The 23,061-nt window shown below is 29.9% G+C and carries 22 protein-coding genes, 1 tRNA gene and 1 riboswitch; of the genes, 7 read left to right on the forward strand and 16 right to left on the reverse strand.

The window, feature by feature from the left end; translation table 11 throughout:
- Positions 1–25: 25 nt before the first annotated feature.
- Both D1817_01640 and D1817_01645 read left to right on the forward strand, forming a co-directional pair.
- Positions 26–958, forward strand: a complete 933-nt coding sequence (locus tag D1817_01640) for an SPFH domain-containing protein (GenBank protein AXT18613.1) — start codon at positions 26–28, stop codon at positions 956–958.
- A complete protein-coding gene (locus tag D1817_01645; protein ID AXT18614.1) occupies positions 951–1,469 on the forward strand; it encodes a hypothetical protein in 519 nt (172 codons plus the stop codon). The genes D1817_01640 and D1817_01645 overlap by 8 nt, the downstream gene beginning before the upstream one ends.
- A gap of 80 nt (positions 1,470–1,549) precedes the next feature.
- Here the strand turns inward: D1817_01645 and D1817_01650 are convergent, their stop codons facing one another.
- Positions 1,550–3,592: a glutamine--tRNA ligase/YqeY domain fusion protein gene (locus D1817_01650; protein AXT18615.1), complete on the reverse strand. Its 2,043-nt coding sequence runs from the start codon at positions 3,590–3,592 to the stop codon at positions 1,550–1,552.
- Between the two features lie 156 nt (positions 3,593–3,748).
- On the opposite strand from D1817_01650, the gene D1817_01655 reads away from it, so the two are divergent.
- The 3 genes from D1817_01655 (at position 3,749) to D1817_01665 (ending at position 4,645) form a co-directional block, all read left to right on the forward strand.
- A complete protein-coding gene (locus D1817_01655) occupies positions 3,749–4,153 on the forward strand; it encodes a DoxX family membrane protein (GenBank protein AXT18616.1) in 405 nt (134 codons plus the stop codon).
- 5 nt (positions 4,154–4,158) lie between these two features.
- Positions 4,159–4,527 carry a dihydroneopterin aldolase gene (gene folB, locus D1817_01660; protein AXT18617.1) on the forward strand — a complete coding sequence of 123 codons (369 nt, stop codon included), beginning with the start codon at positions 4,159–4,161 and terminating at the stop codon, positions 4,525–4,527.
- 44 nt (positions 4,528–4,571) lie between these two features.
- A tRNA-Cys gene (locus tag D1817_01665) sits at positions 4,572–4,645 on the forward strand.
- 72 nt (positions 4,646–4,717) lie between these two features.
- On the opposite strand, the gene D1817_01670 is transcribed toward D1817_01665, so the two are convergent.
- The 14 genes from D1817_01670 to D1817_01735 all read right to left on the reverse strand — a co-directional run bounded on the left by D1817_01670 (position 4,718) and on the right by D1817_01735 (position 20,744).
- Entirely contained in the window at positions 4,718–6,622 is a 1,905-nt protein-coding gene (locus D1817_01670; protein AXT18618.1) for a class C beta-lactamase-related serine hydrolase, read from the reverse strand.
- 105 nt (positions 6,623–6,727) lie between these two features.
- Positions 6,728–8,131, reverse strand: coding sequence for an alpha/beta fold hydrolase (locus tag D1817_01675; GenBank protein AXT18619.1), 1,404 nt, complete (start codon positions 8,129–8,131; stop codon positions 6,728–6,730).
- Positions 8,132–8,278: 147 nt separating this feature from the next.
- Entirely contained in the window at positions 8,279–9,391 is a 1,113-nt protein-coding gene (gene thiH, locus D1817_01680; protein AXT18620.1) for a 2-iminoacetate synthase ThiH, read from the reverse strand.
- The gene (locus D1817_01685; GenBank protein ID AXT18621.1) at positions 9,384–10,157 is read right to left on the reverse strand and encodes a thiazole synthase; all 774 of its coding nucleotides are present in this window, start codon (positions 10,155–10,157) and stop codon (positions 9,384–9,386) included. Before D1817_01685 ends, thiH begins: the two co-directional genes overlap by 8 nt.
- The gene (gene thiE, locus D1817_01690; GenBank protein AXT18622.1) at positions 10,157–10,813 is read right to left on the reverse strand and encodes a thiamine phosphate synthase; all 657 of its coding nucleotides are present in this window, start codon (positions 10,811–10,813) and stop codon (positions 10,157–10,159) included. The genes D1817_01685 and thiE overlap by 1 nt, the downstream gene beginning before the upstream one ends.
- On the reverse strand, positions 10,813–11,571 hold the full coding sequence (locus D1817_01695) for a hydroxymethylpyrimidine/phosphomethylpyrimidine kinase (GenBank protein ID AXT18623.1): 759 nt from the start codon (positions 11,569–11,571) through the stop codon (positions 10,813–10,815). The genes thiE and D1817_01695 overlap by 1 nt, the downstream gene beginning before the upstream one ends.
- Positions 11,572–12,177, reverse strand: coding sequence for a thiamine phosphate synthase (locus tag D1817_01700; protein ID AXT18624.1), 606 nt, complete (start codon positions 12,175–12,177; stop codon positions 11,572–11,574). It abuts the gene before it with no gap.
- A 3-nt stretch (positions 12,178–12,180) separates the two neighbouring features.
- A complete protein-coding gene (thiC, locus tag D1817_01705; GenBank protein AXT18625.1) occupies positions 12,181–14,040 on the reverse strand; it encodes a phosphomethylpyrimidine synthase ThiC in 1,860 nt (619 codons plus the stop codon).
- Between the two features lie 47 nt (positions 14,041–14,087).
- Complete coding sequence (thiS, locus tag D1817_01710) at positions 14,088–14,291, reverse strand: sulfur carrier protein ThiS (protein AXT18626.1); 204 nt, start codon at positions 14,289–14,291, stop codon at positions 14,088–14,090.
- Positions 14,292–14,394: 103 nt separating this feature from the next.
- A riboswitch (TPP riboswitch) is annotated at positions 14,395–14,492 on the reverse strand.
- A gap of 146 nt (positions 14,493–14,638) precedes the next feature.
- Positions 14,639–15,310, reverse strand: a complete 672-nt coding sequence (locus tag D1817_01715; protein AXT21202.1) for a LysE family translocator — start codon at positions 15,308–15,310, stop codon at positions 14,639–14,641.
- Positions 15,311–15,422: 112 nt separating this feature from the next.
- On the reverse strand, positions 15,423–16,100 hold the full coding sequence (locus D1817_01720; GenBank protein AXT18627.1) for a DUF2807 domain-containing protein: 678 nt from the start codon (positions 16,098–16,100) through the stop codon (positions 15,423–15,425).
- Positions 16,101–16,179: 79 nt separating this feature from the next.
- Positions 16,180–16,479: a YbjQ family protein gene (locus tag D1817_01725; protein ID AXT18628.1), complete on the reverse strand. Its 300-nt coding sequence runs from the start codon at positions 16,477–16,479 to the stop codon at positions 16,180–16,182.
- Positions 16,480–16,588: 109 nt separating this feature from the next.
- Positions 16,589–18,778 carry a ribonuclease R gene (gene rnr, locus D1817_01730; protein AXT18629.1) on the reverse strand — a complete coding sequence of 730 codons (2,190 nt, stop codon included), beginning with the start codon at positions 18,776–18,778 and terminating at the stop codon, positions 16,589–16,591.
- A 502-nt stretch (positions 18,779–19,280) separates the two neighbouring features.
- Positions 19,281–20,744 (reverse strand): T9SS C-terminal target domain-containing protein, encoded by a 1,464-nt coding sequence (locus D1817_01735; protein AXT18630.1) that lies wholly within the window; start codon positions 20,742–20,744, stop codon positions 19,281–19,283.
- 546 nt (positions 20,745–21,290) lie between these two features.
- Here D1817_01735 and rpiB point away from each other — a divergent pair.
- Entirely contained in the window at positions 21,291–21,725 is a 435-nt protein-coding gene (gene rpiB / locus D1817_01740; GenBank protein ID AXT18631.1) for a ribose 5-phosphate isomerase B, read from the forward strand.
- A 16-nt stretch (positions 21,726–21,741) separates the two neighbouring features.
- Positions 21,742–22,185 carry a GNAT family N-acetyltransferase gene (locus D1817_01745; protein ID AXT18632.1) on the forward strand — a complete coding sequence of 148 codons (444 nt, stop codon included), beginning with the start codon at positions 21,742–21,744 and terminating at the stop codon, positions 22,183–22,185.
- On the opposite strand, the gene D1817_01750 is transcribed toward D1817_01745, so the two are convergent.
- Positions 22,182–23,030 carry an OmpA family protein gene (locus D1817_01750; GenBank protein ID AXT18633.1) on the reverse strand — a complete coding sequence of 283 codons (849 nt, stop codon included), beginning with the start codon at positions 23,028–23,030 and terminating at the stop codon, positions 22,182–22,184. The two genes, D1817_01745 and D1817_01750, sit on opposite strands and share 4 nt — an antisense overlap.
- Positions 23,031–23,061: the final 31 nt, after the last annotated feature.

Genomic DNA, 23,061 nt, shown 5'->3' on the forward strand with positions numbered 1-23,061 from the left:
TTTCTAACCATTTAAAAAAATTATCATGGAACAGTACATCTATATACCTATTGTTGTTATTGGGTTTTTAATTCTAGCTACAGCAGTATTTACAGTAAAGCAACAAACAGCTGCTATTATTGAGCGTTTTGGCAAATTTCAAGTTATTGCACAATCAGGGTTAAAGTTTAAAATCCCTTTAATTGACAGAATAGCGGGACGTTTAAGTTTAAAAATTCAACAATTAGATGTAATTGTTGAGACTAAAACAAAAGATGATGTATTTGTTCGTTTAAAAGTATCTGTGCAATATAAAGTTATTAAAGATAAAGTATTTGAAGCTTTTTATAGGTTAGATTATCCACACGATCAAATTACTTCTTATGTGTTTGATGTAGTGCGTGCTGAGGTACCAAAAATGATTTTAGATGACGTCTTTTTACGTAAAGATGATATTGCCATCGCTGTAAAACGCGAGCTTAATGAAGCTATGCTAGATTATGGGTATGATATTATAAAGACTTTAGTAACCGATATTGATCCTGATGCACAGGTAAAAGAAGCCATGAACCGTATTAACGCTGCTGAACGAGAAAAAGTAGCTGCTCAGTTTGAAGGAGATGCTGCTCGTATTTTAATTGTAGAAAAAGCAAAAGCTGAAGCAGAAAGTAAGCGTTTACAAGGTCAGGGTATAGCAGATCAACGCCGTGAAATTGCTCGTGGTTTAGAAGAGTCTGTAGAGGTACTTAATAAAGTTGGGATTAATTCTCAAGAAGCATCTGCGCTTATCGTTGTAACACAGCATTATGACACACTACAATCTATAGGTGGAGAAACTAATAGTAATTTAATACTTTTGCCTAATTCTCCTCAAGCTGGTAGTAATATGTTAAATGATATGGTTGCAAGTTTTACTGCAAGTAATCAAATTGGAGAAAACATGAAAAAACAAAATAATAAGAAAAAAGACAATGAATAAATTATCATCATTATTTATACTATTACTACTTATTTGTAATAGTTCTATCGCTCAAGACAAAGCATCAGCATTAAGGGATGCAGAAATTACTTCTAAAGCAACACTTACAAGTGATTTTAATACCGTTTTAAAGCATACTTATCCAAGTATTGTTAATCTAATGGGAGGAAAAGAAAAAGGAATCGAATTGTTAGAAACTACTTTTAGTAATATGGAGCAGCAAGGTTTTGTTTTTGAAAAAGCCAGTGTTACTGACGTCTCAGAAGTTGTTCATGAGCAAGATCAATACCGCTGCTATATAGAAACGCAAAATCAAATGAAGTTTAATACCACACGTATAAAATCTAAAAGTTATTTACTAGGTATTTATGATGAAGGTAAAAAAGTATGGCATTTCTTAGAAGCTAAACAATTAAAGAATCAAGCAATGGTAGATCAAGTATTACCTAATTTTAAAACTAGCTTGGTTATTCCTGAAGATGAAATTCAACAAGAAGAGATTAAAGATTAATAGAATTTAGTATTGTTCTAAAAACAAAAACCTCGAAGCAAATTACTTCGAGGTTTTTGTTTTTAAGTTTAATTAAAAAATTAATTTATTGCTTTCGCTTCTACAACTAATAATTCATTTTTATCTTCTAATGCTTTCGTAATAAATTCATCTACTTCAATTGTACGTTCTTGACCATTATTAATCAGTACTTGTAGAGTTAACATCGCAGCAATTCGTGTCCCTGCTTTTTTTGTAGCTGTAGCAAACAAAGGTTGTAAATCATCATAATTTACATTTTCTGCCAACTTTTGGATTTCAATTTTTGTTTTTTGCTGTTTCTCTTCTGGCAAGTTTGTGTACTTTTTACCTAACTGCTTTATAATTTCAATTGCGGGTTTCTGTTGTTGTTGAGTTTGTTTAGGTTTCTGTTGATTTTGATTGTTGTTTTTAACTGTTTTCTGTTTTGCCCAAGTATCACGTAAGCCTACAGTTTTATTAAAAACTAATTGTTCTGGTATAGAATCATTATCTACATTAAAATACCCCAAACGTTGAAACTGAAATTGTTCACCTATTCTCGCAGATTGTAAGCTCGGCTCTACAAAAGCTTTAATTATTTTTAAAGAATTTGGATTAACAAACTCCATAAAACTTTTCTCCTTATCACCATCTGGCGATTCATTCATAAATAAACGATCATATTCTCTAACTTCAGCTTCTATAGCATGTCGTATAGATACCCAATGCAAAGTTCCTTTAACTTTACGTAAGCTTGCTTTTGTACCACTTCCACTTAAACTATCGGCATCATAAGTACAATGTATTTCTGTGATATTACCGTTAGTATCTTTTATAACGCTTTCTCCTTTTATGATATATGCATTTTTAAGGCGTACTTCTTTTCCTAAAGTTAATCTAAAGTATTTACTATTTGCTTCTTCTTTAAAATCGTTTTTTTCAATATATAATTCTCTAGAAAAAGGCACATTTCTAAATCCTGCATTATCATCTTCCGGGTTGTTCTCTGCTTTTAAAAGTTCTTCCTTTCCTTCAGGATAGTTTGTAATTACCAATTTTACTGGATCTAAAACGGCCATAACTCTATTAGCTGTTTTATTCAGATCTTCACGTACACAGAATTCTAATAATGAGACATCAATAATGTTATCACGCTTAGCAACACCAACGGTTTCTATAAATTTACGTATAGAGTTTGGTGTATAACCACGACGACGCAATCCCGAAAGTGTTGGCATGCGAGGATCATCCCAACCTGTGACTATATCTTCTTCTACAAGCTTTAATAACTTGCGCTTACTCATAATAGTATAGCTCAAGTTTAAACGCGCAAACTCACGTTGTTTAGGAGCTAAAGGCAAGCTATTTTGATTATATTTATAAACCTCTTCTTTAAACCAATCGTAAAGCTTTCTGTGGGGTTTAAACTCTAAAGAGCATAGTGAGTGCGAAATTTGCTCAATATAATCACTCTCACCGTGTGTCCAATCATACATTGGATATATACACCAATCATCTCCCGTACGATGATGTGTTTTTTTTAAAATACGGTACATTAATGGGTCTCGCATTAACATATTAGGATCTTCCATATCTATCTTTGCTCGCAAGACATGAGTTCCTTCATCAAACTCACCAGCTTTCATTCGTTGAAATAAATCTAAATTTTCTTCAACCGTACGATTTCTAAATGGGCTGTTTACTCCTACTTGAGTAGGAGTCCCTTTTTGTTCTGCTATCGCTTCGCTAGATTGTGAATCTACATATGCTTTTCCGTCTTTAATCAACTGAATCGTCCAATCATAAAGTATTTGAAAGTAATCTGAAGAATAACATTCTTTTGCCCATTGATATCCCATCCAGCTAATATCTCTCTTAATTGCATCTACATATTCTTGCTCTTCCTTAGCAGGATTCGTATCATCAAATCTTAAGTTAACAGGAGCGCTATATTTTTCACCCAAACCAAAACTAATTCCAATAGCTTTAGTATGTCCAATGTGTAAATAACCATTGGGTTCCGGCGGAAAACGAAAACGTAAATCATCTTTAGACATTCCGTTATTTAAGTCTTCTTCAATTATATGCTCTATAAAATTTAACGATTTAGCTCCTTCAGACATAATTAATAGTTGAGGCACAAAATTAGATAAATTTTAATTTATCTGTTTAAATTTATTGCTTTATATCTCTCAGGTGTTATATCAATATAATTATATCGTCTACATTTAATTAGTTATTAATGTTATTTCATATTTTTACATAAATTAACTTTCATTATGCAGACAAAATTTGTTATACTATTTGCTAGATTATTATTAGGTTTAATCTTGTTCTGGCAAGGGTTTGGAAAAGTATTTAATATAGGAGTAGAAAACCTTTACAATGGTGGTTTTAAAGGATATGAAGAAACTTTTTTACCAACATTTATAATAAAATTTACAGCTTATTTTACTTCTTATGGAGAATTTATTTTCGGAGCTTTATTATTACTAGGTCTATTTAGAAAATATACTTATTATGGTATTGGGTTAATTTTATTAATTGTCTCGTTTGGTCACGGATTACAAGCACCTATTTGGGATACACAACATGTACTTGTTCGCAGTATATTTTTAATATTTATTGCAATGACATTTGATAAAGATACTCTTGCTTTAGATCATTTTACGAAGAAAGATTAATTTAAATGGGGATTATTAAAGTTGAAAACATTCGTGTGTATGCTTATCACGGTTGTTTAAGAGAAGAAACTGCAATAGGAAGTGATTATCGTGTTGATTTGGAGGTAAAAGCTGATTTAAAACGTTCAAGTATTTCTGATGATTTAAATGATACTGTAGATTATGTACTTTTAAATGCAATTGTAAAAGACGAGATGGCAATTGCTTCAAAGCTATTAGAAACTGTTGCTAAACGTATATTAGATCGTATATTTAGTGAAGCTCCTTTAGTTACAAAAGCGGTTGTAAATGTCTCTAAATTAAACCCTCCTATTGGTGGTGATGTAGAGATGGTAACTATAAAATTATCTCAAAGGCGAAAAAAATTACAGTAGTTAGCGTAAAGTCTTTATTTTTTTTACATTTGCATCCCTGTTATGGCGCCTTGGCCGAGTGGCTAGGCAGAGGTCTGCAAAACCTTCTACAGCGGTTCGAATCCGCTAGGCGCCTCAAAAGCTCTCAAAAAATATTTTGAGAGCTTTTTTATCAATTAATAAATACATAACCTATATAGTATTAATTACGTTAAAATTGATATCCTATTAAATTATAATAATTATATAATATCAAACAGGTAATCATAGCTATGATTACTAATGTAAAGTGCGTTTTTCCCAAAAGGCTAATAGATTTATTTTTGAAAAATCTTGGAATCCTATATAATCCAAATAAGAAAACAATAAACCCTATTAATGGAAAAGTAAAATAAATCCAAAAAGTTAATGGAACTCCATATTTTAAAGTAATTCCTTGCGTTGTAGCGGCTAATAGGATAAAAAAGATAAGCAAACAAAATCCGGCTATTCCAATTATTAATTTAGTCTTAAATTCACTTTTGTTATAGTCTTTTTTGCGACGAATATATTGAATTATCCAACCAATTATAGCTGTTAAAAGTATTATAAATGAGGTTATTAATAGTATAAAATGAATTGATGGTACCTCATACCACTTTAGTTTCTTATAAGTGGCATATCCAGTTGAATAATAAGTATCGTTTTCATCAACAACAAACGTGATTAAGAAATCGTCTGTTTCTCTTTTGAAAAGAAAGTTGTCTGTTTCTTTGTATTTTTTTCCGTTTATTAAAAGCGTACGACCTTCAATCGTAACTTTATATACATCTCCAAATAAATAAGTCAAACGATCAATGGATGATTGACCATCGTTAGTATATTGATATGTACCACTCAAATCCTTGAGATCGTTAGTAGAAACAAAATCTTTCGGAGGTGACTTTACTTGTTCTTGGTTTTTATTCAAAACATCAAGTATATAATCTCTAATTTGCCATTTAAGGTTATTCGCCACATTGTTGTTTGAAGCGAAAAAAAAAGCCAAATCTTTTTCAGGTATCATCATTAATATACTTTCAATTCCAGTATCATCTCCTGCATGATAATTATATGTCAGCCCATTTGCAGACATAACTCTCCATACCCAACCTTGCTTTCTATCCATTAGTTTATGGTATTGGAAATGTGGAGTTAACATGTCCTTAATTGTTTCGGGTTTTAAAATTTGTGTTCCATTAATAACACCTTGATTTAAGTACATTTGCATAAAGTTAGACATGTCGTTTGCAGTAGTTATTAATCCTCCAGCTCCGATTTGATTAGTGTATTTTATTCCATACGACCCATCGAGATATAATTGATTATTACCGTCTTCCTTCCACTTATAACGGTTCATTAAGTTATTAACCATTTCTTCTTTCAGATTGAAACCAGAATTTGTCATTTTTAATGGGTCAAATAAATTCTTTTGCAAATACGCGTTAAATGAAATTCCGGAAACGGTTTCGATAATTAGAGCCAAAAGAGCCATTCCATGGTTAGAATAATTAAAATACTTGCCAGGCTCCCATACAATTGGTGGAAGTCGTTTTTTAAGGTGTTTTTTTAATGAATTTAGGTTTTCTTTACTACTCGCTTCACTTCCAATAGAAGAGTCATCAAAACCAGCAGTATGAGTTAAAATATGGCGAACTAGAACTCGTTGGTCAAATGGGTTTTCAATTTTTATATCACCAATCAATTCTTTCACAGGTTGATTAATGTCTATCTTTCCTTGCTCGATCAATTGGAATGCAGCAGTAACTGTAATTAGTTTAGATACTGAAGCCACAAAAACATTAGTTTTCTGAACATCAAATAATTGATTATTTTGAACATTAGCAAGACCATAACCTTTTTTTAAAAGGATTGAATCTGAAGAAACAATACTTATAATACCTCCTTGTATTCCCTCTTTTTTTGTCATAGATTCTTGAAATAGAGAATCTATTTTAGACTCAAGATTTAACCATAAATCAGCTGGCTGAATTGAGATAGTTTTTTCTGAATTTTTGATTCCGTTTTTTGCTTCTTGTCCATAAGAAAGCTGTAATAGGCAAAATAAAATTATTAGTATTTGAATAAACCTCATCATTAAAATGCATTATTGTTATTTTAATGATGAGACGTTCTGTTTTAAAGGGAGGTTACGAAATTATTAATTTATAAAGTTCTAAAAAGCATTATTTTATGAGTTTTTTTATTTTAATGCTGTGTTTTTGTCTACTATTAATTTATTAGTTAATTTTTCTCCGTTAATAAACTTTGAAGCAATAGAAAAGAAACTATCCGAAGCAAATAATGCAATAAAGTGAGGTGCATCTTCCACACTCATAAAAACTATTTCTTTACTATTCTCAGATAATTTTTTAAAATGACGAACTGCTCCCTCATAATGAGTTTTAGGGTCTAATGTTCCGTTTATAATTAGTGTTGGAGGCATGTTTTTAGGTGCTTTTCCAAAGAAAACATCCTTCTTATATGTTGGCATTCTGTTTTCTGCCATTAAACTTGGTAAAGGGCTCTTAAATAATAAATCTTTAGACTCTAAAGCCACATCACTCTTTTTAATTTCTGGCCTTAAATTATTTTCTGATGCTGTAATAATTTGAACTAAAGGAATTGAATTTGATGAGGTTTTATATTTACTATAAGATGTATAAAATTCTGTGATTTCTGCAATTGCATTATTTAATGGTTCAATATTCTCTTTAGATAATTCTTTTATTATTTCTGGTATTTTATTTCTCACTTTAGGAAGATCTAACATCATTCCAAAAATTATAGATAATTCTTGTCTCGGTAATTTTTTCGAAAAAATAGTGTCTTTATGTGTTCTTTTAATAATACTTTGCAACTGAGAAGTTAAAGAGGTTGCAGAATTAGGCTCTAACTTATTCAAAGATTCTATAACAGAAAGACCAACATCATTTATTACAAAAGACCTTTGACTTAAATCGTAATCAACATCATCTTGTAAAGGAATTAACGAATCTAAAATTATTCCATCAATCTTTGTTGAATTAAGTTGTAGTAATCTAAGTACCAATTGTGTTCCATAAGACACTCCATAAACATAACGCTTTCCTTTTCCGCTTAAATCGTTTATTAATTTACTAAGGTCTTTAGCTCCATTTGTAATAGAAAAAGCTTGTACATATTCTTGGTTGCTATACATTTGCTCAAAACAAGACCCCCACTCTTCATTAACCAAAGCTATGCTCCCTTTAGAGTTTACATCTTCTTCATTAGGGCATATTTTTGCTGACAATCCCGTTCCTCTATGGTCAGGGACAAAAATATCTAAATGAGGAAACTGTTTAGAGAACTTTTCAATTAAAGCATACATACTTGCTCCAGATTCTCCTGGGCCTCCAGGAATTAACCAAAGTGAGCCCTTCCTATCTTTTAGTGAAGGGAACTTTCTAACAAATAAATCTATTGTCTCGTTCTTATCTGACTGATGGTATAATGGCGTTTTTACTGTTGCACATAAAGATAACTTAAGCTCATCAAATTCATTTTGATCTGAGCATTTAGAAAATTGAGCATTAACTATTGATGTAAAAAATAATATTAATAATACAATTTTGGGTCTTAACATTGTTATTTTTTTAAGTAGAGTTAATAGATTAATTCTTGTTATTTATAGATGAAAAATTCTTACAAATAGTTGCCTACAAATATTGAAAAAAATCTAAGGTTTATCTAATTTTATATAAAAGCTTTTCTTGATTATTCATACTTCTCTTTAAGAATAACTTTTTTCCCAATCTTTCCATACAACTTCATAGCCTTGAGATTGTAGCATTTTTTGTATTTCTGATGTAGATCGCTCGTCGGAAATTTCAAATTGCTCTAAGGATTCAGGTGCTACACTATATCCACCTGGATTTGTTTTAGATTCAGCACTAATAGAAGTAATCCCAAGATTAACAATATTATTCCTAAACTTTTCGCTTTCACGAGTTGATATAGAGAGCTCAACATCTTCATCTAGTAATCTGTATGCGCATATAAGTTGCACTAGGTCTGAGTCTGTCATTTCTACTTTTGGTTCTATATTGCCTTGATGAGGTCTTAATCTTGGAAATGAAATCGAATATTTTGTTTTCCAATAATGCTTTTGTAAGTATTTTAAATGTAATGCAGTATAAAAGCTATCTACTCTCCAATCTTCTAATCCAAATAAAGCGCCTAGTCCAATTTTATGAATTCCTGCTTTACCTAATCTATCAGGAGTATCTAATCGATAATCAAAATTTGATTTTTTGCCTTTAGGGTGGTGCATTTTATAGGTAGCTTTATGATACGTTTCCTGATAAACTAATACAGCAAATAATCCTTCTTTAATCAAATCTTCATATTCATCTTGATCTAGAGGTTGAACTTCGATGCTAATATTAGAAAAATGCTCACGAATTAAATTAATTGCGTGTTTTAAATAAGAAACTCCAACCGCTCTATTTGCTTCTCCTGTAACTAAGAGAATATGGTCATATCCAAGCTTTTTAATATGTGCTACTTCTTCTAAAATTTCTTTATCCGAAAGTGTTTTTCTTTTGATTTTATTTGTCATACTAAATCCACAGTATGTACAAATATTTTGGCATTCGTTAGAAAGATACATTGGGATATACATTTGAATTGTATTTCCAAAGCGTTTTTTTGTAAGCACATTGCTTCGTTGAGCCATTTGCTCAATAAAAGGTTTTGCAGAAGGAGAGATTAAAACTTTGAAATCTTCTAACGTAATTTTATCTTTAGACAATACACGCTTAACATCTTTAGAAGAAAAATCATAAATTTCTTTTTCTAAAGCATCCCAATCGTATAAATCAAAAGTATTTTTAAAACTACTCATCTAAAAAAGAAGTTAAAGGGCTACTCGCTTCTGCGTATTGTTTTATTGGAGCCAATTTTGCATTGTAAGCCATTCTCCCAGCTTGAACAGCCATTTTAAATGCAATACCCATTTTTACTGGATTCTGTGATACAGCTATCGCTGTATTTACCAATACGGCATCAGCACCTAACTCCATAGCATAAGCTGCATGAGATGGTGCGCCAATACCTGCATCAACAATAACAGGGATATTGCTTTGTTCTATAATAATTTCTAAAAATTCTTTTGTTTTTAATCCTTTGTTACTCCCAATAGGAGCTCCCAAGGGCATTACACATTGTACGCCAACATCTTCCAATCTTTTACATAAAACTGGATCTGCATGAATGTAAGGCATTACAATAAAACCTTGTTTTACTAATTCTTGAGCAGCTTTTAATGTTTCAATAGGATCTGGTAATAAAAATTTAGGGTCTGGGTGTATTTCTAATTTCACCCAATTTGTTGCTAAAGCTTCTCTAGCTAATTCGGCAGCAAATATGGCTTCTTTAGCTGTTCTTACTCCAGAAGTATTTGGTAATAAATTAATGTGGTTTTCACTGAGGTGAGCCAACATATTATCAGATTTATTATTTATATCTACTCTTTTTAAAGCAACAGTAACCAATTCGCTTTCTGAAGCAACAATTGCTTCACGCATTGTTTGTGAACTATTAAACTTTCCTGTTCCAGTAAATAATCTAGAATTAAAAGTTTTATCTGCTATTTTAAGTATATCTGTCATTATATTTTATTTTGATTTGGTCTCCAAATTTGTTCTTGCCAAGAAGGATATTGTAATAGTTTTTTAAGCTGGCTAATTTTATTAAAATCTTTAGTAATTTCTCCTGAAGCTGCTATACCAAAAACTCCTGTCTCTAAAATTTTAGGAACATCATTTAGAGTAATTCCACCAATAGCAATAATTGGAGTATCTGTTTTTAATTCTTCCAACATAGTTAAGTAACCATTATACCCAATTATTGAACTCAAGTTATCTTTTGTGGTTGTAAAACGATAAGGGCCTAGGCCTATATAGTCTACTTTTTTATTTATTAAAACCTTACAATCTTGTATCGTATTTGCAGTTCCTCCAATAAAATAGAATTCTCCTAAATATTTCCTAGCTACTAAGGGGCAAGTATCATTTTTTCCTAAATGAACTCCATCTGCTTTTACCCGTTTAGTAATCTTATAATAATCATTAATGATTAACCTTGTTTGAAAATGGCTAGTGACTTCTCTAGCTTCTTCTGCAGCTTTTAAAATTTCTTTATTAGTTGCATTTTTAAGTCGTAATTGTACCAATTCAACACCAGAGGTACAAGCATTTTGAATATTGCTCAAATGTGCTTCAATAGTATCTCCTTGTGATATGTAATGTAGCGAAGGTAATTGCATCAATTTATTGGTGTATGACTCCCTAAAAGAGTAGTGTTTGAACTTAAAAATTTCTCTATATAATTTTTTGCTAGCTGTGCAGCATCTTCAATACTAAAACCTAGTGCTAAGTTACTTGCTATAGCAGATGATAAAACACAGCCACTACCATGTTTTGGAGAAGCATCTTTTTTTTTCGGTTCGATATTTAATTGCACAATCTTGTTGTAATACAATTGATCTAAACCTATAGTATCTGTGCGATGTCCTCCTTTTAAATAAAGATTTGTTTTACTACTAATATGTTCTATTGTTTCCTCAATTGATTTTTTAGGATATAGGTTTTGAATTTCTTCATAATTTGGAGTTATTAAATAAACTTTATCTAAAATGGTATTCAATACATTTAAATCATCTCCATTATGAAAATTAAAGCCAGTACTTGCTTTTAGTATCGGGTCCAATACGATTTTAATTCTAGAGTTTAATACTTTTAACTTATTGATTATCATTAAAAGTGAAGTCCAATTTTGAACAACACCAATTTTAACAACCTCAATATCAAACCGTTCAAATAAAACTTCTATTTGATGTAATATTATTTCAGTATCTACCCAATGAGAATCTATAAAATCTACATCGTTTTGAACTGTTACTGTAGTGCATACTGATAAACCATATAAGCCATAAGCTTGAAAAGTTTTTATATCTGAAGTTAACCCTGCGCCGCTTGAAGGGTCAAAACCAGCAATTGAAAGTATGTACTGATGTGTATCCAATTAAATATTGCTTCTTTTTTTAGTAAAATAGTTTTTCATGGTTTTAAAATTGGCAATAGGAGCAGAACTATTCCAAATTCCTCCTAAAACACCCACACCTTGAAATCCTAATTTTGTATATTCTGACAGGTTTTGTATTGTAACCCCTCCCATTCCTATAATTTTCTTATCAATACCATTTACATTAAAACCTTTTCCTCTGTATCCTTCTTTAGAAATAGAGGAAAAAACGGGGCTCAATAAATGATAATCAAACTCAAAATCGCATTTAACTAATTCTTCAGGTTTATGAAAAGAGCTACTAATCGTTTTACCAAACATATTTAATTCTTTAAAATAATTGCTAGGAATATCTAGATAATCACGTCTCTTTTGTTCTTGAAAATGTATTCCTTTTAGATTATATTCATTGATTAGCTCATGAAAAAAATGTACTATAATTCTATTGTGATATTTTGAGTCGATTTGATTTAAATATTCACAATGTTCTTCATAACTTTTCTCTGGTTTCCTTAGATGATAGAATTCTAAACCTGCTTCAAAAAGTCGATCTAGAATTTCTATTTCATCTTTAATATCTTTTTCGGGAGCTATAAGTACAATCATTATTTATAAATATACTTCTGATCCTTTTTCTTTAAACTCACGAGATTTTTCTTCCATTCCTTTTTGAATAACTTCATCATTAATAATCTCATTTTTAGCGGCAAAATCTCTTACTTCCTGAGAAATTTTCATCGAACAGAATTTTGGTCCACACATCGAACAAAAATGAGCGATTTTTGCACCATCTGCTGGTAATGTTTCGTCGTGATATTCCCTTGCTAGTTCTGGATCCAAACCTAAATTAAACTGATCTTCCCATCGAAACTCAAAACGAGCCTTGCTTAATGCATTATCTCTATGTTGTGAACCTGGATGACCTTTTGCTAAATCTGCAGCATGTGCAGCAAGTTTATAGGTAACTACTCCAGTACGTACATCATCTTTATTAGGCAATCCTAAATGTTCTTTTGGGGTTACATAGCATAGCATTGCACAACCATACCAACCAATCATCGCAGCACCAATACCTGATGTAATATGATCGTATCCAGGAGCAATATCTGTAGTTAAAGGGCCTAATGTATAAAATGGCGCTTCATCACAGACTTCAATTTGCTTTTCCATATTTTCTTTAATCATATGCATTGGTACATGGCCTGGTCCTTCTATAAAACATTGCACTTCATGCTTGCGAGCAATTTGTGTTAGCTCTCCTAAGGTTTCTAATTCTGCAAATTGAGCTTCATCATTAGCATCGGCTACAGAACCTGGTCGCAATCCATCCCCAAGAGAAAAAGCGACATCATACGATTTTAAAATTTCACATATATCTTCAAAATGTGTATATAAAAAACTTTCTTTATGATGTGCCAAACACCATTTAGCCATAATAGAACCTCCGCGAGAAACGATTCCTGTTACTCGTTTTGCAGTCATTGGTACATATCTTAACAATACTCCTGCATGAATGGTAAAATAATCTACTCCTTGTTCTGCTTGTTCTATTAATGTGTCACGAAAAATTTCCCATGTAAGATCTTCAGCAACACCGTTCACTTTCTCTAAAGCCTGGTAAATAGGAACGGTACCTACAGGTACTGGAGAATTACGTATAATCCATTCTCGTGTTTCGTGAATATTTTGCCCTGTAGATAAATCCATAATATTATCAGCTCCCCAGCGACAAGCCCAAACTGCTTTCTCAACCTCTTCTTCGATAGAAGATGTAGTTGCTGAGTTTCCAATATTAGCATTTATTTTCACTAAGAAGTTTCGACCTAAAATCATAGGTTCTGCTTCTGGATGATTAATATTTGAAGGAATTACTGCGCGACCTCTAGCAACTTCAGAACGTACAAATTCTGGAGTGATTTTTTCTGGAATAGAGGCTCCAAAATGTTCTCCTTTATGTTGCTTTTTTATTTGAATCATCTCATCAATTCGTTGATTTTCACGAATAGAAATATATTCCATTTCTGGAGTTATAATTCCTTTTTTAGCATAATGTAATTGTGTTACGTTTTCTCCTTTTTTTGCGCGTAATGGTTTTTTTAAATGTTCAAAACGCATATGGTCTAAGCGTTTATCATTTAAACGTTCATTGCAATATTGAGATGTAAATTCATCTAGTTGTTCTACATTATTACGTTCTAAAATCCACTGTTCACGAATTCTTTCTATACCTTTATGTACATCAATTTCTTTATTTGGATCTGTATAAGGGCCAGAAGTATCATATACAGTTACAGGTTCATTCGGTATTAATTTTCCTGATATGGAATCTTTAGTATCGCTCAGGGAGATTTCACGCATAGCTACTTTTATTTCTGGGTGAATTTTTCCGGATACGTAAATCTTTTTTGAATTAGGAAAAGGTTGTCTAGAAATTTTTCCTTGCTTTGGTGCTGTGTCCTTATTTTTCATTTTTAAGTGTATGAAATATTATTATTTTACTTGTTAGATACTACTCTCTAACCTCCCTGTGTTGCTTGAATTATTAAAATGTTATCTTTATTAGAAAAACGATATTCTTTCCATTGTTCTTTAGGTATAATCTCTCGATTAACGGCAATGGCAATTCCATCAGAAGAAGAGTTAACCTGTTTTAATAATTGTAACAAATTATTATTTTCTTCAATATCTACAGGTACTTCATTTATGTAAATAGTTATCATTATATATAAATTTATAATTGTAACTATTAATAAAAAATACTTTTGAAATATGTATATTTAATCAAACACACATCATTATGAAAAAGAATGAACATATCTTAAAAATATGTTTTCAACTTTTCCCTTCGCCGGTACTAACCGCATCAGGTTCAAAGAGTATAATCTCAGTTCCTAAGCATAGGAACACCTCTAAAGTTACATAGCAAAAATATTGAAAAATATTTTTAATACATTCTTTTTCTGATATTATTACTCCTAATTAAAAATAGAGAAGGTTTATTGAAAAATATTTTTAATTATTCTCTCATAAGTTACATAGGGAAGCACATTTATATAATTAGAATAATTTATTCGCGTATGTCTTCAATAAAGTCAGTAGGGTTTAATTGATCTTTAGGTAAAAATCCTTTAGTAATTAGTACTAATCCACAAATTATTAAAATAACTCCTAATAACTTTTTTACTTTTAAAATACGATGTGGAGTTAATTTTCTTTTTAATTGTTTTGCTAGTAGTATTTTAAAAATATCTGTTACAAAATAAGAAAGAACCATTGTTCCAAAAAACACATAAAATCTATTGATATCATTTTCTAAAGTTGGTCCAATGACAATAATAATTCCTAGCCAAAAAACTAAAACACCTATGTTTATAAAATTAAGCAAGAATCCTTTTACAAATAGTCCTAAATAATTGGTTTTTTTAAATTCCAATTCACTTGCATTTTCAGTCCCTTTCCTTGTTTTTTTTAAAAAAATAATAACCCCATAAACTGTAATTATCATGCCTCCAAAAACAAATAAACCTGGTTGATTACTTAAGTTTTCAAGAAGTTGAAAACTACTAAAATATGCTATGCCTATAAAAAAAATATCAGCTAAAATAACTCCAAAATTAAAAGCTAGTGCAGCTCTAAAACCTTTTGTAGCACTGGTTTCTAGGAGTACAAAAAATACAGGGCCAATCATAAAGCTTAAAAAAAAGCCTAAGGGAATTGCTGTCTGTATATCGTCTAACATATGGTTATATAGTAATAATGCTGAATTAAAATTCAGCATTATTTTTTCATGATAAACAAATATAACAAAACAAGCAGTAAGTTTTACTTAAATAAAAAAGACTTTATATTAATTATTTCATCCTTTTTACTCGTCCTCCTATAATGCGGTTTTCTTTAATAGTTTTAGGGTCTCCGTATACATAAACATCTCCACCTGCTCTTATATTAACATCAACTAATTCTGTTGCATTTACTTCTGCTTCTCCGCCTGCTCTTATAGCTACTTTAACAGTTTCTGTTTTTACTTCTTTAGTTTTACTTACCCCTCCTGTATTAATAGATATATCTTGACGTTCTGCTTTCCCTTTTACTTCAACTATGCCTCCTGTTACAGCTTTAATATTTAAATATTTTACATTTACAGGTATTTCAATTTTTCCACCTTCTTGACTTTTTAAATCAACTTCATATTGTTTAATAACATCTTCAGAAAAAATAACTGCTCCTTCATTAGCATCAATAGTTTCAATATTTGTATAATATAATGCTACTGTTGTATTATTACCATCAAACTTTTCTTTAAGTTTCATTTTTATTTTAAGCTTTCCATTTTTGTTAATTACAACAACATCTTCGCTATTTTTTCCTGAAATAACTACTTTGTCTTCTTTTGATTTAATTAATTCTACTTCAATTAAATCATAGACTTTAACTTCGGTAAACTCTCCTATTGTTTTTTCTATATCATCGTTTTGAGCCACTAAAGAGGTTACAAATACAAGTGCTAGAATTGAAAATATATGTTTCATTTTTGTTCGTTTTTTATAGTTTTTTGTTCGTTTTGATACACTATAACAATAACTATTCCTTTTTTTATTTATTGTTGTATTAAGCTACTTTTACAGCTGTTCCTGTAACTGAGATAATTAGTGCAGTTGAATTTGCTATCGGCTCTATATCTATCTTGATTCCTACAATAGCATTAGCATTCATTTTTTTAGCATTTTCTGTTAGTTTTTGAAATGCTTCTTCTTTTATTTCATTAATACTAGTTCCTAAAGAATCATAGTACTTATCAAGCTTAAAAGTAAATGATGCTTTTCTATTATTAACAGAAACCCCAGTTACAATTCCTAAATAATCTTGTATTTTATATCCTTCTATAGAATTTGTTGTCGTTAATATCATATTTTTAATATCGATTTGTTTTGAACCCTAAAATTAAAATATCTCTATCATATATAAACAGATTGTTACAACTTTATTTTTTATTAAAATCTTACGACGGCATTCTTCTTTAATTTTCTGATTTTCCTATTAAATGAAAATCTAAGTGTTTTTTCACTAAATCAGTTTGTTTAACTTTAACAATAACCTCATCTCCTAATTGATACATATTCTTAGTTTCTTGACCTATTAAAGCATATTCATCTTGATCAAAAGTATAATAATCATCTTTTATATCTCTAATCCTAACCATACCTTCACATTTATTTGTAATAATTTCAACATAGATTCCCCAGTCTGTCACTCCAGATATAACTCCTTTAAATTCTTCATCTTTATGATCTTGCATGAATTTAATCTGCATATATTTTATAGAATCTCTTTCGGCTTTTGTAGCCAAATTTTCCATATTAGATGAATGAGAACAGCGTTCTTCAAAAACTTCTTCATTGGCAGATTTACCTCCATCTAAATAATATTGTAATAAACGATGTGCCATCACATCAGGATAACGTCGAATAGGCGATGTAAAATGGCTATAATAATCAAAAGCTAATCCATAATGCCCAATATTATTAGTTGTATATTCAGCTTTACTCATGGTACGAATAGCAAGTGTATCAACTAAATTTTGCTCTTTTTTACCATTAACTTCTTTTAGCAAACTATTTAAAGATTGTGTTGTACTTTTTCGATCTCTAAAGTCTAGCTTATATCCAAAACGTCCTACTATATTTTGTAATGCTGCCAACTTTTGATCATCTGGCTCGTCATGAACTCGATATACAAATGTTTTTTTAGGATTTTGTTTTCCTATAAATTCTGCTACTTTTTTATTAGCTAACAACATAAACTCTTCAATTAGCTTATTAGCATCTTTAGATGTTTTAAAATATACACCTATTGGATTTGCTGTTTCATCTAAATTAAATTTAACTTCTACTTTATCGAAAGAAATAGCGCCTTCTCCCATACGTTGTTTTCGCATAATTTTAGCGAGTTCATCAAGTTTTAAAGTAGCATTTGCAATTGCTTGATCTGTTTTATATGCCTTTCCTGTTAAAGATACACCTGCTGGAATGTCATTACTTTTATTTTCAATAATAGCTTGTGCTTCTTCATAAGCAAAACGCGCATCACTATACGTTACTGTACGTCCAAACCACTGATTTTTTATTTGTGCTTTATCATTAATTTCAAATACGGCTGAAAATGTATATTTTTCTTCATGTGGTCGTAATGAACAAGCATTGTTTGAGAGTACTTCTGGAAGCATAGGTACTACACGATCTACTAAATACACCGATGTAGCACGTTCATAAGCTTCATCATCTAAAATAGTTCCTTCTTGGACATAATGTGATACATCTGCAATATGAATTCCAATCTCATAATTTCCATTTTCAAGAACTTGAAAGGATAATGCATCATCAAAGTCTTTAGCATCCTTAGGATCGATTGTAAACGTTAATACGTTACGCATATCACGACGCTTTTTAATTTCTTCTTCTTGTATTGATGTATCTAGTTTATTTGCATACTCTTCTACTTCATGAGGAAATTCATAAGGTAATCCATATTCAGCAAGTATAGAATGAATTTCTGTATTATGTTCTCCTGGTTTTCCTAAAACTTTCAGCACTTTACCAAATGGAGAATCTGCTTTTTCTGGCCAATCGTCAAGGCTTACTAATACTTTATCACCTTCTTCTGCTTTATTTATTTTATTTAGCGGTACAAAAATATCTGTATGCATTTTATGACTATCTGCAATCACAAATGCATAATTTTTATGAATTTGAATGACACCTACATAATCATTTTTTGCTCGTTTTATAATATTTGTTATTTCACCTTCAAGCTTACCTTGTTTACGTCGTTTATAAACATATAATTCTACTTCATCTCCATTTAGAGCTTTGTTTGTATTATTTGAAGCTATAAAAATATCATCTTCAAACGCATCTGTAATTACATAGCCAGACCCTCTAGCTGAGGCATCAAAAATACCAGTAAAATATTCTGAAGTTATTATGGCTTTAAATTTACCACGATCTACTTGTTCAATTTCTTGTTTAGCAGCTAATTTGTGTAGCGTTTTTATAATTTGATTGCGACTACTGGCATCATTAACTCCTAATTTTGCTGCTATTTGTTTGTAGTTGAAGGTTTGGTTTCTATCTTTTTTTAAAATACTTAGAATTGTATTTGTTAAGTTAGAAATCTTGTTAGATGATTTCTTTTTTTTCTTTCTTGTCATTTATTTCTTCTTGTTTTCATCATGATGAAAACTTATTTATTAATTCTTCTTAAAATGTATTGATTTTTTAAATGTTCGGTCGAACTAAAATTCATAGGAAGTGGATTTAAAATAGGATGAATTCTTTTAAATCAATCTTTTAAGATTAGTGCAAAGCTACACTTTTAATATTAAATGAATGTTTTGCTTATGTTATTGATTTCAATCTTCATTAAAACAGTTTATCGATTTATTCTTGTTTTAATCTAATTAACGTATAAAATAAACTTAATCTATTGATAATCAAATGTTAATTATGTAATTCAATAATAGATTACACGTCATATATTAAAATTATATAAAAGGTAGGGCTTTCTATAGTTTATCTGTTATATATATAGTAAACAAAAAACGTTATGAAAAAAATAGTTAAAAAATTATCTAAAGTAATTAAGGTTATACATCGTTATTTAGAAGAGTTAGGACGAGCTACAAATTATGCTATGAATAGATAAATTGTTTTTTAATCTACAATAATTTGTTTTGTAGTTTTTCCTTTATCAGTAATTACTTCTACATAATAATTACCAGAAGTTAATTTACTTAAATCAACTCTATTTATAGTTTGAGTTTGTAGCATTTGACCAAGAGTATTATAAATATTTACTTTTTCTAAGATAGAACCTTGATTTAATTCAATATTTATAATATCTGATGTTGGGTTAGGATACATCACAAAGTTTTCTAATTCAAAATCATTTATTGATAAAGTAGTAGATAAATCAAAAACTCTAGCATAGCCTACATCTCCATTATTTCCTTCAGATCCTATTATCAAAGTAGTTCCATCTGAAGACAAACTCACAGTTCCTGAAAAATCATCAGCAGCTTCTCCATTAATATCATTACCTATTTGTTCCCATAAATTTGTAGATATATTAAATTCATAAATTCTTACGTGACCTGAATCTAAACCTCCATCACTATTAAAAAAAGAGCCTATAGCAATCACATTACCATTAGCAGATAAATCAACACTTTCTCCAGATAAATCATCTGCTGCTTCTCCATCTATATCTTGCCCAATTTGAATCCAAGTATCTAATTGATTTTCATAGACTCTTACATGACCAGAATCTATACCATTCACTCCATCATTATCACCAGCTCCAATTGCAATTATATTACCATCAGCAGATAAACTTATACTAAAGCCTGAAAAATCATCAGCAGCTTCTCCATCAATATCATCACCTATTTGTTCCCATAAGTCTGTAGATGTATTAAATTTATAAATACGTACATAACCAGAGTCATCTAAATTACCTATATCTGCTCCTATTGCTACTATACTACCATCTGAAGATAATGATACACTTTCTCCAAATAAATCAAGTTCGTCAGTTCCATCTAAATTTTGACCGATTTGAGTCCAGACTCCTAATTGATTTTCATAAACTTGAACTCTTCCAAAGTCAATTTCAGTTAAACTTCCATTGTCACTATTAATACTACCAATAGCTAATATGGTTCCATCATCAGATAAACTAACAGAATTCCCAAAAGTATCTCCCGATTCTTGTCCATTAATATCACTTCCTATTTGATTCCAAATATCATTTACATTATCATATTGAAAGATCCTTACATATCCTTTATCACTTTCATCTGCACCAATTGCAATTATATTGCCATTAGCAGATAAACTTATGCTATTTCCAAATAAATCGCCTACATTATCTCCATTAATATCATTACCTATTTGATTCCAAATTCCTGATTGATTTTCTAAAATACGAACGTATCCAGGCATAGTAGGATTAATATCAAAACCAGGTGCGCCTATTGCAATTATAGTACCATCAGATGATATTGCTGTTTTATTTCCAAATAAATCACCTATGTTATCTCCATTAATATCATCACCTATTTGAATTTGAGAAAATGTTAATAAAGGGAATAATAGTAAAAATATAGCTCTTTTCATTTTAAAAAGTTGTTGGTTAAAAACAAAGTAAGTAAATACTTATTTTTAAACCAAGCTTTTTTCTCAAACTTAACTTATCCACATTTATATAGATATCATATTTCTTTTCTTTTAAAATTTAAAAAATAATGATGATTATAATAGCTTGTTAATTGTTAGTATAACTTTATTATGTTTTGCTTTGAAATTTATTTATCTTCTATTTAAAGAATAGATATAAACAAGTTATAAGTGTATTAAATCATTCATATTTAAAATTTTAATATACATTATTAACAATCCTTTATTTTATCAACTAACAAAATTATTTGAATAAAATATTGCCAGTTTTAGTGTTTACAACTATCATTTTATATTTAATAACTCATCAACTTTTTTTTTTATTTTTTTTAGGTTATTAAAATCTCATTTTGGATTATGACTTTTTTAATTAATAACAAAAAATAGTTTTAAAAAAGAGAGAATAGATATCAACATTTAATTAAGATAGTAATTCACAGTGATAAATATTTGTAAATTTGCATATAATAAAAGTACTCATAAAATATGAAAATTTCAATAGGTAACGATCACGCTGGAACAGATTATAAATTCGCTATTATTAAACATTTAGAAGCTAAAGGTTATACAATTAATAATTATGGTACAGATGCAAGTGATAGTGTAGATTACCCAGATTTTGTGCATCCTGTTGCAAATGATATTGATAATGAAAAAGTAGATTTTGGAATTTTAATTTGCGGAAGTGCCAATGGTGTAGCAATGACTGCTAATAAACATCAAGGTGTACGTGCTGGGATTTGTTGGACTAAAGAAATTACCGAACTTACTAGACAGCATAATAATGCTAACGTTATTTGTATTCCTGCACGTTACACAGCTATACAACAAGTTATACAAATGGTAGATGTTTTTTTAGAAACTGAATTTGAAGGTGGTCGTCATCAAAATCGTGTCGATAAAATAGCATTATCATGTTAATCACCTTTTAGTATTTATGATTACTATAGAGACTAAAACTTTTCAAGAATTAACAACTACAGAATTATATGATTTATTACAATTACGTAGTGATGTATTTGTAGTAGAACAAGACTGCGTATATCTTGATATTGATGGAAAAGATAAAAAAGCACTACATGTTATTGGTAAGAAAAATGATAAAATAGTTGCTTATACACGACTTTTTAAATCGGGAGATTATTTTGATAATGCAAGCATAGGTAGAGTAGTAGTTTTAAATTCTGAACGTACTCATAAATATGGATATGATATTATGAAAGCGTCTATAAAAGCTATTCATGATTTTTATAATGAAACGATTATAAAACTGTCTGCTCAAGTATATTTAAAGCAATTTTATAATAATTTAGGTTTTATTGAAACAGGAGAGGAGTATTTAGAAGATGGGATTCCGCATATTTTAATGCAATTAAATTAATCTTGTTCTGCAATATGAGTGATTTTTATCTCAACTCGTCTGTCAAGTTTTGGATCACCACCTAAAGGAAACTTTCTCTTTAAACCTTCAAACTTCATACGATTTCTCTTCACACCTTTTTCAGCTAAATAATCGTAAATAAATTGAGCTCTAGCGAGTGATAAATTTCTTTTTTTTGTTTTAGCATCCACAGCATCTCTTGTTCTATATGTACAACAAACATGGCCTTGTATTGTAAAATATATATTTTCTCGCTCTACTAAGATTTGCGCTATTTCTTGAAGTGTTTCTCTAGATTCATCTAAAATAGTACTAAACCCATTTTTAAATAAAATATTTTTTAAAGTAATTTTATCACCAACATGAAGCTCTTTTTTTAAAACCTCAACAGTTTCATTAACTTTTTTTTTAACGACAACAAGTTCAGGAATTTCCACTTTGGGTTTGAGAGTAACTAGAATCTCAACTTTTCTATTTAATCCACGTACTAAATCAGTATTATTTGTATTTATAATTTTAAGTAATAATTCTCCTTTTCCATCTACATTGGTGATTATAGTGGAATCTATTTCATTTTTAATAAATAATCGTTTAATAGTGTTTGCACGTTGATTAGATAGTTTTAAATTATACGAATTGCTGCCTCTATCATCACAAAACCCAAAAATTGAAATCTTTCCTGCATCAATAGATTTTATACTATCTATAAAGATCATTAATCTATTTTGTTCAGTCTCTTTAACACTATAACTATCGGTGTCAAAATAGACATCATGTTTTATTTTATTTTGAGAAAATATAAAAACATGAATGAAAAAGAATAAAATAAAGGGGCTATTTTTCATCTTTAAAAGGTATAATTACCTATAAAGATAA

Source organism: Flavobacteriaceae bacterium, from assembly GCA_003443635.1.
Taxonomy (GTDB): Bacteria; Bacteroidota; Bacteroidia; order Flavobacteriales; family Flavobacteriaceae; genus AU392.